The organism is Micromonospora sp. NBC_00362, from assembly GCF_026342155.1.
Classification (GTDB): Bacteria; Actinomycetota; Actinomycetes; order Mycobacteriales; family Micromonosporaceae; genus Micromonospora; species Micromonospora hortensis.
Genome location: NZ_JAPENH010000001.1, coordinates 4,652,697 through 4,665,325, shown reverse-complemented (window position 1 = coordinate 4,665,325; position 12,629 = coordinate 4,652,697). Strand labels below are relative to the sequence as shown.

Below are 12,629 nucleotides of genomic sequence, written 5' to 3'. Positions count from 1 at the left end.
GCCGCTCACCCTACGATGGGCTCGGCCACCCCGGCCGCGACGAATTCTCCGATGTCCCGAGGATCGGCCCGTGCCGTTCACCCCACCCCCGCCCGCGTCCCCCTCACCGCGGTCGACGATCCACCCTCCACTGGCGGCGCCTGGCCGGGCAGCCGATCGCGCTCCAGCGCGGGGCCTCGCCCGAGTCCTGCCGATGGCGCTCGCCGTCGCGGCGCTGGCCGGCTGTGGCGCCCCACCCGGGCTGGGGGAGCCGACCAGCGTTCCCACCCACACCGCGGCCCCGACACCGTCCGGCCCGAGCATCGCACCGGCCACCCCGCCCACCACCGCGCCGTCTCCCGGTACGGTCACGCCCACCCCGGACGCCGGGTTGGTCGCGACGGCCTGCCGCAACGGGCCGACCGGCCAGCGGGTGCTGCAACTGCTGCGCGGCAGGGCCGGAGTGCTGCCGGCGAATGTTCGGGTCCAGGTCCGCACCGGGCCGCTCTGCGCCGGTGACTGGCAGTTCACAGTGCTGACGGTGACCGGGCACGAGGAACTCCAGGTGGTCACCCGGGGCGAGCCCGGTGCCCCGGCGCTGGTCACCGCCGGCACGGACGTCTGCACCATCGAGGTACGCGCCACCAGCCCGGCCGGGATTCGCGCCCTCGCCTGCGACGCCGGCCCGGCCAACGGGCCGGGTGCGTAGGCTGATCGGCATGCCGGGAACACCGCCGACGCGTTTCGTCTTCCTCGGGCCGGAGGGCACCTTCGCCGAGCAGGCCCTGCGCTCCATACCCGCTGCCGAGCGCGGCACCCGAACGCCCGCCCGCAGCGTCGGAGAAGCGCTGGACGGCGTCCGCGCCGGCGACGCCGACGCCGCGCTGGTGCCACTGGAGAACTCGATCGGCGGCGCGGTGGGCGTCACGCTGGACGAGATGGCCGAGGGCGAGCCGCTGGTGATCACCCGGGAGGTGATCCTGTCGGTGCAGTTCGTGCTCGCCGCACGGCCCGACACCCCGCTGACCTCGATCCGCACCGTGGCGGCCCATCCACAGGCGTCCACCCAGTGCCGGGGCTGGTTGCGCAACCACCTACCCGACGCCGTGGTGGTCGACGTGCTCTCCAACGGCGCGGCCGCCGCCGGTGCCGGCACGGGCGAGTACGACGCGGCGATCTGCGCACCGATCGGAGCCTCCCGGCACCGACTCACCACACTCGCCGACAAGATCGCCGACCATCCCGACGCGGTGACCCGGTTCGCGCTGGTGTCTCGCCCCGGGCCGCCACCGCCGCCGACCGGTGACGACCTCACCTCGCTCGCGGTCTACATCGCCCACGACCGGGTCGGCGCGCTGTTGTCCGTGCTGATGGAGTTGGCCGTCCGTGGGGTCAACCTGACCCGGATCGAATCCCGGCCGACCGGCGAGGCGTTGGGCCGCTACGTCTTCTTCCTGGACTGCACGGGCCACGTGGCCGACGTACGCCTGGGTGAGGCGTTGCAGGGGCTCCGCAGGGTCTGTGCCGACGTCCGCTTCCTGGGCTCCTACCCCCGGCACCGGTGGGCCGAGGCGGGCGAACGCCCGGTGTCCGCGCCAGCGGGCCTCTCCGACGTCGACTACGCGGACGCGGCGGCCTGGCTGACCCGCCTGCGTACCGGTGAGTTGACCTGACCGGCGCGGAGCGCCCCCACGTGAAGGGGGCGCCCGCGCCGCTGCGGCCGGCTCGACAGATCAGGTGCGCCCAGCGCCGCTTCCGGTCAGCTCAGCAGGCCGCCGAGCAGACCGCCCTCCTGCTGCTGCTGGCCACTGCCCATGATCGGCGGCTCCTCGGACGGCTGCACCACCACGAAGCCCTGACCGGCGAAGCTCATGGTGAACGACTCACCGGTGCGGCGGCCGAGCAGAGTGCCGAGGCCCATCTGCTCGGCCCGGTGGTAGCCGGTCTGGAGGTTGGCCGACCAGCAGACCGCGGCCTGGGGGTCGACGTACGTCGGGGCGTCCACGTTCAGCACTACCGGGGTGCCCTTGGTGGTGATGGCGATCCGCCCGTGGCCGCTGAACACACAGTTGAAGAGGCCGGACGAGGACGCCATCCCGGCGCCGCCGACCATCCTGATGTCGTACTGGAGGGTGGAGTCGAAGGCGAGCACGCTGCTGCCGTTGATGGAGAGGGCGTCGCCCGGCTCCAGGTCGATGATGTGCACGTCCTTGGCCAGTTCGGCGAGGAAGACGTCACCCTGCCCGGTTACCTTCATCAGCGGGACGCCCTCGCCGGTGAGCTTCTGCTTGAGGAACTTGCCGAGCCCGCCTGAACCCAACGCCTGGAACTGCACATTCCCCTGGTAGGCGACCATCGACCCGACCCGGGCCATCGCCTCGCCGTTGAGCTCGATCTTCAACATCTTGGAGTTCTGCAACCGCATGCCGGGCTGCGCGGACTCCTTCTCCAGATTCTCCGCGGAGAACAGCTCGCTGCGCATGAAAGGGCCTCCTGAATAGGGTCGCGTTCGCTGTACCGACGGTAGGCGACCTCGGCAAGCACCGACCGCCGGACGGGCGGCGCGGCGCGGGTGGGTGAGCGCGGGGCTCAGCCCCAGCCCAGCGCGTGCAGGCGCGCGTCGTCGATGCCGAAGTGGTGGGCGATCTCGTGCACCACTGTCACCGCCACCTCGTCGATGACGTCCTCGTCGTTGTCGCAGATCCGCAGGATCGGATGGCGGTAGATGAAGATCCGGTCGGGCAGCACGCCGGCATAGTCCCAACCGCGCTCGGTGAGCGCATACCCCTCGTAGAGGCCGAGCAGGTCGACCTCGCCCGGTGGCGGGTCGTCCTCGACCAGGATCACCACGTTGTTCATCAGGCCGAGTAGTTCTTCGGGCACCTCGTCGAGGGCTTCGCCGACCAACTCCTCGAAGCGCTCACGGCTCATCTCCACCGGCACCTCGCCCATTGTGCCCGACGCGGGGGCACGCGGCCCGGTCGTGCTGGACGCCGGTGGCCGTCATCCGCACATGCACGGAAGAAGCGACCACCCGGGACCGGGCGGAGGCTCCTTCCGTGGACGTACGGTGTGGGCCGGCTGGCTCAGGCAGCCAGGCGAGCGTTGAGGGTGATCTCGGCGCCCGGCGAGAGCAGGCGGGAGATCGGGCAGTTGGCCTTGGCGGCCTCGGCGAGCTTCTGGAACTCCGCGTCGTCGATCCCCGGGACCTGGCCGACCGTCTCGAGGTCGATCCGGGTCACGGTCATGCCGGCGTCGGTCTTGTCCAGGTGCACCTTGGCGGTGGTCTCGACCGAGGTGGCCGTCGAGCCCGCGTCGGCAAGCGCCTTGGAGAACGCCATCGAGAAGCAGCCGGCGTGCGCGGCGGCGATCAGCTCCTCGGGGTTGGTGCCCTCACCCTCCTCGAAGCGCGACTTGAAGGAGTAGTTGCCGGACAGGCCGCCCTTACCGGTGCGGATGGTGCCCGCGCCCTCGGTGAGATTGCCCTGCCATTGTGCTGAAGCGGTACGGATAGGCATGGGGCAAACGCTAGCGGAAAGGCGACCGCGGAGCGACAGACCGGCGCGCTCGCCAGCCCTGCGATCCCTGTCACCACCAGCTTGCTGTGCCATGATGCGACCCAGGTCCGTGACCGGCGGAAGGGTGGCCGATGTCCGAGGAGCTTCCAATCCCGCGGCAGGGCGACCGATCCGAGGCCCCGGCGGTGATCGAGTGGGGTGCCGACGAGCCGGCCCCGCGACGCCGCTTCGCGTGGTCCCTGGCCGACTTCGCGCAGGATCCTCGGCTGCCCGTCCTGCTCGCCGGTCTGGGCGCGGTGGCCGCGATCGCCTCGCTGGTCGGTGAGTGGCTGGTGATGAACCTGCCGAACGGCGGGCCCGACGGAAACGCGACGATCAAGGTGCCCGCCGGGGTGTCCGAGGTCGGTGGGTTCGGGGTCGGCTACCTGGTCGGGCTCCTCGCCCTCGTCTGCACCGTGGCGCTGACGTTGCGCGGCACGGCGGCCGTGCGGCCGAACGCTCGGCTGGCCGGCCTCACACTGGCCGGTGCCCTGCTGGCGCTGCTGGCGGCTGCCACGGCCAGCCTCGACAACCCCGGCCAGCGAAACTTCTTCTACTCACCCCAGGACGGCTTCGAGGTCGAGTACGGCCGTGGGTTGGTGATGGCGTTCGTGGCCTGTGTGCTGTTCGCGGCCGCCCTGCGGCTGACCCCCGCCGCACCTCCCGGCGCGTTCGCCGGGCCGCCGGACGACGACCAACCCGCCGACGCGCCAGCACCACGACCCCGGCGCCGCCGCCGAGACCCCGACCCGATCGAGGACGGCCTCCCCGCCCCAGCCGACCTGACCGTCACCCCCGCCGCCCCCTTCGCCCGCCCCGACCCCCAGCCCTAACCCCACCCCACCCCACCCCACCCCCGCGCCGATCTTGCATTTTCTGTCCCGGCATAGGGCCCATAAGTACGCGAAACGGCAACCGAAAGTGCAAGATCGCGCGGTGAGGTGTGGGTGGTGCGCGCGGGACACCTCACCGGCGCTGAGGGTTGGCGTCCGATTCGCCTGGAAGCCATGGATGCGACCCGTTCCGCGAGGTACGGTTGCTGCCCGCCGTCACTCCGGGACTCGGTTTCCCTGACCCTGGCGGTGCGACGGCGGTGGGCGAAGGAGGAACGATGACCCGCCCAGGACTGCCCAAGTTGATCGCGACCGACCTCGACGGAACGCTGGTACGCAGCGACAACACCGTCTCCGCGTACACCCACGGGGTGCTCGACCGGGTGCGCGCCGCCGGAATTCCGGTGGTCGGCGCGACCGGACGCGGCCCTCGGTTGACCGAGTTGACCCGCAACGACATCCGGGCCGCCGACTTCCTGGTGATGGCCGGCGGCGGACGGGTGGTCGACCAGAGCGACCCGAGCGGCCCGGTGGTGCTCCGCGACGAGCGGCTGCCCGCCGAGGTGCTGGCCCGGCTCCTCGCCGACCTGGAGGCGGAGGTCGGCCCGCTGACCGTGATGGTCGAGGCGTCCGACGAGCACGACGCCCCGCTGTGGGGCGACTACCACGAGAGCTGGCCCTTCCAGGACCGCTTCGAGGCGCGCACCCGCGACGAGTGCCTCGCCTGCGACGTGATCAAGGCGTTCGCCCGGACCGCCGACCATCACGTGGACGAGCTGCTGGCGGTGGCCCGCCGGATCGTCTCGCCGCAGGTCGCCACGCTCACCCAGGCCGGGCTCGGCTTCATCGAGATCTGCCCGCCGGGCGTGGACAAGGCGACCGGGTTGACCGTCGTGGCGCAGACCCTCGGGGTCGACCCGGCGGACGTGCTGGTCTTCGGTGACATGCCCAACGACCTGCCGATGTTCGAATGGGCCGGTTGGTCGCGGGTGGCAGTGGCCAACGCGCACCCCGCGCTGCGCGCCGCCGCCGACGAGGTGACATTGCGCAACGACGACGACGGGGTGGCGGTGTATCTGGACCGGCTACTGTCCCGGTAATGGGAGACACACCCCGCCTCATCGCCACCGACATCGACGGCACGCTGATCCGCGACGACCACACCGTCAGCCCACGCACCGCCGACCTGCTCGCGCGGATCGCCGCGCGTGGCACGCCGGTCGTCCTGGTCACCGGCCGTCCGGTCCGCTGGCTCAAGATGGTGTACGACCAGCTCGCCCGACCGCTGCCGGCGGTCTGCGCCAACGGCGCCGTCGTCTACGACCCGTTCGAGGACGCTGTGGTGCGGGCTGACCCGCTCGCCCCGCACCACCTGGCCGAGGTGGCCCGGAGGCTACGGGCCGAGGTGCCCGGGATCAGCTTCGCCGTGGAGATCCTGGACAGCCGGGAGATGCGGCACGAGGCGCACTACCCGCTGCGCTGGGACGCCGACGCCAACGGCATCCGGCCGATCGAGACGCCGGAGGAGTTGCTCTCGGTCCCGGCGGTGAAGCTCCTCGCCCGAGCCGGCGAGCAGGACCCGGACGCCTTCGCCGAGCTGATCGGCACGGCGGTGGCGGGGTTGGCCGAGGCCACGCACTCGTCGTCCTCAGGGCTGGTGGAGATCTCGGCGGCCGGGGTGACCAAGGCGGCGGGACTGGCCTGGTACTGCGACCAGCTCGGAGTGGCCGCGGCGGACGTGCTGGCCTTCGGCGACATGCCCAACGACGTGCCGATGTTGACCTGGGCCGGGCGTGGTGTGGCGGTGGCCAACGCGCACCGCGCCGTCCTGGCGGTCGCCGACGACGTGACGACGGCGAACACCGAGGACGGCGTGGCGGCGTACCTGGAGAAGATCTTCGGGGTGGACTGAGGTCAGAGGTACTGACCGGTGTTGTGGCCCTCGCCGCCGCCCGGCTGGCCGATGCCCGGCATCCCGGGGACCACCCCACCGGGGCCGCTGGGCAGCGCCTGCCGGCCGCCGCGCATCTGCTCCAGCTGCACCCGGGCGGCCATCTGCTGGGCTACCAGGGCCGCCTGGATGCCGTGGAACAGGCCCTCCAGCCAGCCGACGAGCTGGGCGTGCGCGATCCGCAGCTCGCCCTCGCTGGGGGCCTTGTCCTCGGCGAAGGGCAGCGAGATGCGCTCCAGCTCGTCGCGCAGCTCGGGGGCGAGGCCCTCCTTGAGCTCTACGATCGACCGCTCGTGGATCTCCCGCATCCGGTTGCGGCTGGCGTCGTCGAGAGGTGCGGCCTTCACCTCCTCCAGCAACTGCTTGATCATGCTGCCGATCCGCATCACCTTGGCCGGCTGTTCGACCAGGCGGGTCGGGTCCTCGCCCTGGCCCTCGTCGGTCTGCATCGTGCCGATCGGCCGGCCGTCCGGGCCAACCACCACCACGGTGCCGGAGTGGCCGGAGTCGTCGGGGCCGGGCTCGTCGTTCTGTCCAGCGGAGCGCGCTTCGGTCATGGGGTCCATCTTTACCCAGCGGGCGCGAACCATGCCGGCCGGGACCGACTACCGGGGCCGAACCACCCGGGCGGGGCGCGCTACCGTCGCGCCATGCCTGTCGACCCGCGCGCCGTGTTGACCCGGCCCGCACCGGAGCCCGACCGGACAGTGGCGTACGGAGACCACCCGGATCAGGTGGCCGATCTGCGCCTCCCGGCGGGAACCGGGCCGGCCCGGCCGCTGGTCGTCGTCCTGCACGGCGGCTTCTGGCGGGCCGAGTACGACCGACGGCACACCGGCCCGCTGGCAGCGGCCCTCGCCGCTGACGGCTACCCGGTGGCGCAGCTGGAATACCGCCGTTCCGGGCAGCCCGGAGGTGGCTGGCCGGGCACCCTGACCGACGTACTGACCGGGGTGGCCGAGCTGCCGGTGCTGGCGGCCGAGGCGCTGCCCGGCCGGGTGAGCCTGGCCCCGCCGGTCCTGGTCGGGCATTCCGCCGGCGGCCACCTGGCGCTGTTCGTGGCGGCCACCGCCCCGGCAACGGTGGGCGGGGTGCTCGCCCTGGCCCCGGTGGCCGATCTGGGCGAGGCGTACCGGCGGGATCTGGACTCGGGCGCTGTCGCCGCGCTGCTCGGAGGCGGCCCGGCGCAGTTCCCGGACCGGTACGCGAGAGCGGATCCACGAATGTTGGTACCGATACGAACACGCACGGTAGTTGTTCATGGCTCTGACGATCGCCAGGTTCCGGTGGAGATGAGCCGGGATTTCGTGGCGGAGGCGCGTGTCACAGGTTCCGATATTTCCCTTGTTGAACTGCCCGGATGCGAGCATTTCGGGCTGATCGACCCGGAGGCCGTCGCCTGGCCTCAGGTCCTCGCCGTGTTGCGGTCCCTGCACGATGATCACTAGCCATTGACGCAGCGTCGCGGAGCAGGTAGAACGCCGGTGGGGCGGTGTTCGGCCCTGTACGCATCCTTGGAAGGAACTCGGTGTCGCAGATGAATCGCAGGCGGGCGCTCCAACTGTTGGCCGCGCTCGGTACCACCGGGTTCGTCGCCGCGTGTGGCTCAGACGGTGATGCCGATCCGACCACCGACCGGGGCCCGATCAAGATCGGTTTGATCACGCCGCAGGCCGGTGGTTTCAAGAGCATCGGCGACGACATCACCAATGGCTTCCAGCTCTTCCTCGACCTGCACGACCAGCGGCTGGGCGGCCACCCGGTGGAGCTGCTGACCGCCGACGAGGGCGACACCGCGAAGACCGGCAAGGCTGCCGTCGAGGGCCTGCTCAAGCAGGGCGTGCTGGCACTCACCGGCGTGGTCAACTCGGCGGTGATGGTCGGCATCCGGGACACCGTGGAGCAGGCCCGGGTCCCGCTGATCGGCTCCAACGCCTCACCGAGCAGCCTGCAGAGCGTCTTCTACATCTGGCGGACCTCGTACGTGCTCGACGAGGCCGGCCGGGCGCTGGGCCGCTACCTGCGCGACCAGCTGCCGGCCAACGGCCGCGTCGCGATCATCATGCCGGAGAACGTCGGCAGCCCGGACGTGGTCCGCGGCTTCCGGCAGGAGTTCGGCGCGAACGACCGGCGGATCAGCGACCCGGTGACCTACACCAACGCCACCTCCAACCCCAGCAAGACGACGTACGCCTCGGACATCACCAGGGCGCTGGCCAAGAAGCCCACGGCGGTCTTCTGCTTCTTCGCCGGGGCGGCAGCCGTGGAGTTCATCAAGCAGCTGCGCGAGAAGTTCGCCGGGCCGATCTACGCACCGGGCTTCCTCACCGAGGGCACAGTGCTGGAGAACCTGAAGGACAACGCGCTGGGCATCCAGACCGCGTTGAACTACTCGGCCGACCTGAACAACACGTCGAACCGGGTCTTCGCCTCGGCGTACCGCAAGAAGTACCAGGTTACCCCCACCACGTACGCGATGGCGTCGTACGACGCGGCGCAGGTGCTCGACCAGGCCATCCAGCTGACCGGCGGGAAGCCCACGCCGCAGCAGGTGAACCTGGCCCTGGGCAAGATCGGCCAGATCGACAGCCCGCGCGGCATCTGGCAGTTCAACCAGCCGCGTACCCCGCAGCAGAAGTGGTACCTGCGCGAGGTGCAGCGCGACGGTCAGGTCATGTCGAACGTGCTGATCAACGAGCTGGCCACGCTGGGCTGAACGCCCACCCGGAACACGATTCGGGGCCGGTCTCCCAGTGGGAGGCCGGCCCCGAGACGTTCGCGGGTCAGTGCCGCAGCTCGGCGATGCAGCACTTCACGCTGCCGCCGCCCTTCTTCAGCTCGGCCAGCTCGACCGGGACCGGGGTGTACCCGGCCGCCTTGAGCTTGCCGGCCAGGCGGGTGGCCTCGCTGTTGAGCACCACGTTCGCGCCGTCGCTGACCAGGTTGAGCCCGAAGGCCATCGCGTCCTCGTCGTCGGCGATGACCGCGTCCGGGAAGAGCTGGGTGAGCACCCGCTGGCTGGCCGCGGAGAACGCGCCCGGGAAGTAGACGATGTTCGCGTCGTCGATGGCCGCGAGCGCCACGTCCAGGTGGTAGAAGCGGGGGTCGATCAGGCGCAGCGACACCACCGGACGACCCAGCGCCTCCTGCGCCTCCGCGTGCGCGGGGATCTCGGTACGGAAGCCGTGCCCGGCCAGGATGAGCCCGCCGTGCGCCTCCGGCACGTACGCGAAGTCGCCCTCACCCTCGTTGGTCTCGCCGGGTGCGATGAACCGCCAGCCCTGCGCCTCGTAGAAGGCGTGGTGGGCGGCGGCCTCGGCGGCCCGCTGTTCGTGCTTGAACCGTGCGCCGTAGACGCTGCCGTCCACCACGAAGCCGCCGTTGGCGGCGTAGACCATGTCGGGCAGGCCCTGCTCGGCGGTGAGCAGGTGCACGTCGTGGCCGAGGCCGACAAGCGTCTCGCGCAGCCGGTCCCACTGCTTGACGGCCAGGTCCCGGTCGACCGGGGTGGTCACGTCCATCCACGGGTTGATCGCGTACTCGACCGCGAAGTACTCCGGCGAGCACATGAGATATGTCCGCTTTCGCGGGAAACGCTGCTGGTTCACGGTCACCAAGAGTAGGTACCGTGGAACTTTGAAAACAGCCACAAGCGTTGCTTCTCAGAGGCGGAACGTTGCAGATAGACGCGGTAGACCAGCGGATCATTGCGTTACTCGTCGCGGACGCCCGTGCGTCGTACGCCGACATCGGCGCCCGGGTGTCACTCTCCGCCCCAGCGGTCAAACGTCGCGTCGACCGACTTCGCGCCACCGGTGTGATCAGGGGATTCACGGCCGTCGTTGATCCGGCGGCCGTCGGCTGGACCACGGAGGCCTTCGTCGAGTTGTTCTGCGCCGGCCGGACCACCCCCGCGCAGATCGGCGTGGCCGCCCGCCGACACCCCGAGGTGGTCGGCGCGTACACCGTCTCCGGGGAGGCGGACGCGCTCGTGCACCTGCGCGCCGCCGACATCGGCCACCTGGAGGCGGCACTGGAGCGGCTGCGTGCCGAGTCCTTCGTGACCTCCACCCGCAGCACCATCGTGCTCTCCCGGCTGGTCGAATCGCCCGGCGTCGGCCCGTCCGCCGGTACCTCTTGACCTCAACCCAGGTTGAGGAGATGGACTGGCTCCGAGTGGGCGAGGCAGCCCATCGAGGCCGAGGGGGCTGTCATGCGGGCGATCTGGTTACGTGAGTTCGGTGGGCCCGAGGTGCTGGTGCCCGGTCCCGCGCCCGACCCGGTCCCCGGTCCCGGCCAGGTGCTGATCGACGTCGCCCACGCGAACATCACCTTCATCGAGACGCAGCTGCGCGCCGGTCACCCCGGCCCGTTCCGCCTCACCCCACCGCTGATCCCCGGCAACGGCGTCGGCGGGGTGATCACGGCGGTCGGGCCGGACGTCGACCCGGCGCTGACCGGGCAGTGGGTGGTCAGCGCCACCGGAGGTTCCGGCGGTTACGCCGAACGCGCGGCAGTTGACGCGTCGGCGACGATCGCGGTGCCGGCCGGGTTGGCTCTGGACGAGGCGGTGGCACTGCTGGCCGACGGGCGGACCGCCACCATGCTGATCGAGGCGGTCGGCGTCCGCCCGGGTGACCGGGTGCTGGTGGAGGCCGCGGCCGGCGGCGTCGGCAGCCTGCTGGTGCAGCTCGCGGTCCGGGCCGGGGCCCGGGTGATCGGCGCGGCCGGTGGGCGACGGAAGGTGGACCTGCTACCCGGCCTGGGCGCCGAGCTGGCCGTCGACTACCTGCTGCCCGAGTGGCCCGAGCAGGTCCGCGCTGCGGTGGGCGCTGTCGACGTGGTGCTCGACGGGGTCGGTGGTTCGGTGGCCCGCGCCGCCTTCGACCTGCTCGCTCCCGGCGGCCGGATGGTCAGCTTCGGGCTGGCGAGCGGGGAGTGGTCACCGGTGTCGGCGGAGGCCGCCACGGCGCGGCAGGTCACACTGGTCCGCCCGGACGTGCCACCGGCCCGGCTGCGGGCGTACACCGAACAGGCCCTGGCGGACGCGGCGGCCGGCCGCCTGCGACCGCTCATCGGCCAGCGTTTCCCACTGGAACGTGCCGCCGACGCGCACGCCGCCATCGAGGCGCGCGCGACGGTCGGCAAGACCCTGCTGGACGTGGCCTGATCGGGCTCAGAGATACATGCCGGTGCGGTGCTCCGACTCGTCGCGCCGGACCGGCTTGTCACCCTCACCGAAGAACCGCTTGCCGCCGAACTCGCCGTGCAGACGGTCGTCCAACTCGTCGGCGAGACCGGTCATCACCTGCACGGCCAGCATCAGATGGGTCGCCTGGAAGTTGCGGCCGAACACCGGGATGGACGCCCACACCGTGTCGTCGGCGCAGTAGAGGCGACCGATCGGCATCCGGTTGGTCAGTTCGGAGAGCTTGACGTAGAGCCGCTCGGTCGGCTCCACCTCGGTGAGCACCGGGGAGAAGACATCCACCAGGGGCGGATTGTCCCGCACCCGCACGAAGACCATCGCCGAGCCGGCGCGGATGGTGATGTCGCCGTCCGAATCGATCTGCAACCGGTCGGTGTCCGACTTCAACATGGTGGAGACCACTGTGCGGACCCGATCGGCCAGGTCGAGCACGTCGTCTCGCTCGACCTGCGAGGCGGCCGCCTCGGCCAACGCCTCCTCCAGGTCCGCCTCGACGTCGGCGTCCGGACCGAACTCACTGCGGGCGGTGCCCAGCGGGTCCACTGCCAACGGCTCGCCCTCGGCATCGTGCACCAAATAGACCAGGAAGGCCGGGTGCGGAGCACCGTAGACGTCCCGCAGCGTGCGGGAGAGCAGCGTGGCGACCTGCGTCGACTCGGCCGTCGTGGCATTCAGCCCGAAGGAACCGCCGGAGCCGGCGACCACCCCGGGCGGGGACCAACCGAGCGCGACCATGTCCGCCACCGCGCCGCGGTCCAGTCGGTAGCCCGCCGGCAGAGCGGCGTTGCCGACCGCGCGGGCGGACAACACCAGGTCCGCGTCCACGTCGACGCTTATCGAATAGACGGCGTCCCCGGTGCCGGAGGCGGTGGGATCCAGTGTCACGTCGAGGTGCGCGCCGACGGGAAGTTCCCGCAGCCGTACGGCGAGCGCACGGGCGAACTCCCGCCACGCCTCGGTCACCTTCGCCCGCAGGTCGGTGGTGCTGGGCTCGTCGAGCAGGATCGATTCCGCCGGCTCACTCGAAGCGCCGGGCAGCTCACCGTGCGGCGCCGAGGGGTGGTCAGCCGTCATGATCGCCTCCGTCCGTCACGATCACC

Annotated in this window: 15 protein-coding genes; 9 read left to right on the top strand and 6 right to left on the bottom strand. The window is 71.3% G+C overall.

The features are described 5' to 3' along the window. Positions 1-193: 193 nt before the first annotated feature. Together OG992_RS21455 and pheA are read left to right on the top strand one after the other, a co-directional pair. On the top strand, positions 194-688 hold the full coding sequence (locus tag OG992_RS21455; protein WP_266304135.1) for a hypothetical protein: 495 nt from the start codon (positions 194-196) through the stop codon (positions 686-688). Between the two features lie 10 nt (positions 689-698). Then, positions 699-1,652, top strand: coding sequence for a prephenate dehydratase (pheA, locus tag OG992_RS21450; protein ID WP_266304134.1), 954 nt, complete (start codon positions 699-701; stop codon positions 1,650-1,652). Positions 1,653-1,738: 86 nt separating this feature from the next. Here the strand turns inward: pheA and OG992_RS21445 are convergent, their stop codons facing one another. From OG992_RS21445 to OG992_RS21435, 3 genes are all read right to left on the bottom strand, one after another. Beyond that, a complete protein-coding gene (locus tag OG992_RS21445; RefSeq protein ID WP_238687577.1) occupies positions 1,739-2,461 on the bottom strand; it encodes an AIM24 family protein in 723 nt (240 codons plus the stop codon). Positions 2,462-2,568: 107 nt separating this feature from the next. After that, positions 2,569-2,916: a metallopeptidase family protein gene (locus OG992_RS21440; RefSeq protein WP_238687698.1), complete on the bottom strand. Its 348-nt coding sequence runs from the start codon at positions 2,914-2,916 to the stop codon at positions 2,569-2,571. Between the two features lie 149 nt (positions 2,917-3,065). After that, entirely contained in the window at positions 3,066-3,497 is a 432-nt protein-coding gene (locus OG992_RS21435) for an OsmC family protein (protein WP_091396762.1), read from the bottom strand. Between the two features lie 131 nt (positions 3,498-3,628). Between OG992_RS21435 and OG992_RS21430 the strand changes: the two genes are divergently transcribed. From OG992_RS21430 to OG992_RS21420, 3 genes are all read left to right on the top strand, one after another. Beyond that, positions 3,629-4,369 carry a hypothetical protein gene (locus OG992_RS21430; RefSeq protein ID WP_266304133.1) on the top strand — a complete coding sequence of 247 codons (741 nt, stop codon included), beginning with the start codon at positions 3,629-3,631 and terminating at the stop codon, positions 4,367-4,369. A gap of 278 nt (positions 4,370-4,647) precedes the next feature. Beyond that, positions 4,648-5,469 carry an HAD family hydrolase gene (locus OG992_RS21425; protein ID WP_238687579.1) on the top strand — a complete coding sequence of 274 codons (822 nt, stop codon included), beginning with the start codon at positions 4,648-4,650 and terminating at the stop codon, positions 5,467-5,469. Further along, the gene (locus OG992_RS21420; RefSeq protein WP_238687580.1) at positions 5,469-6,281 is read left to right on the top strand and encodes an HAD family hydrolase; all 813 of its coding nucleotides are present in this window, start codon (positions 5,469-5,471) and stop codon (positions 6,279-6,281) included. The genes OG992_RS21425 and OG992_RS21420 overlap by 1 nt, the downstream gene beginning before the upstream one ends. A 2-nt stretch (positions 6,282-6,283) precedes the next feature. Here OG992_RS21420 and OG992_RS21415 read toward each other — a convergent pair whose 3' ends face one another. Beyond that, positions 6,284-6,886 carry a bacterial proteasome activator family protein gene (locus OG992_RS21415; RefSeq protein ID WP_091396749.1) on the bottom strand — a complete coding sequence of 201 codons (603 nt, stop codon included), beginning with the start codon at positions 6,884-6,886 and terminating at the stop codon, positions 6,284-6,286. A gap of 84 nt (positions 6,887-6,970) precedes the next feature. On the opposite strand from OG992_RS21415, the gene OG992_RS21410 reads away from it, so the two are divergent. Both OG992_RS21410 and OG992_RS21405 read left to right on the top strand, forming a co-directional pair. Continuing rightward, positions 6,971-7,768, top strand: a complete 798-nt coding sequence (locus OG992_RS21410) for a S9 family peptidase (RefSeq protein WP_266304132.1) — start codon at positions 6,971-6,973, stop codon at positions 7,766-7,768. An 80-nt stretch (positions 7,769-7,848) separates the two neighbouring features. Further along, positions 7,849-9,036 carry an ABC transporter substrate-binding protein gene (locus OG992_RS21405; RefSeq protein WP_266304131.1) on the top strand — a complete coding sequence of 396 codons (1,188 nt, stop codon included), beginning with the start codon at positions 7,849-7,851 and terminating at the stop codon, positions 9,034-9,036. A 67-nt stretch (positions 9,037-9,103) separates the two neighbouring features. Here OG992_RS21405 and ddaH read toward each other — a convergent pair whose 3' ends face one another. Further along, positions 9,104-9,937, bottom strand: coding sequence for a dimethylargininase (ddaH, locus tag OG992_RS21400; protein ID WP_353962155.1), 834 nt, complete (start codon positions 9,935-9,937; stop codon positions 9,104-9,106). Positions 9,938-9,996: 59 nt separating this feature from the next. On the opposite strand from ddaH, the gene OG992_RS21395 reads away from it, so the two are divergent. Together OG992_RS21395 and OG992_RS21390 are read left to right on the top strand one after the other, a co-directional pair. After that, positions 9,997-10,461, top strand: coding sequence for an Lrp/AsnC family transcriptional regulator (locus tag OG992_RS21395; protein ID WP_124770828.1), 465 nt, complete (start codon positions 9,997-9,999; stop codon positions 10,459-10,461). A 72-nt stretch (positions 10,462-10,533) separates the two neighbouring features. Further along, positions 10,534-11,490 (top strand): zinc-binding dehydrogenase, encoded by a 957-nt coding sequence (locus tag OG992_RS21390; RefSeq protein WP_266304130.1) that lies wholly within the window; start codon positions 10,534-10,536, stop codon positions 11,488-11,490. Between the two features lie 6 nt (positions 11,491-11,496). Here the strand turns inward: OG992_RS21390 and OG992_RS21385 are convergent, their stop codons facing one another. After that, positions 11,497-12,603 carry a YbjN domain-containing protein gene (locus tag OG992_RS21385; protein ID WP_238687585.1) on the bottom strand — a complete coding sequence of 369 codons (1,107 nt, stop codon included), beginning with the start codon at positions 12,601-12,603 and terminating at the stop codon, positions 11,497-11,499. Positions 12,604-12,629 lie beyond the last annotated feature (26 nt).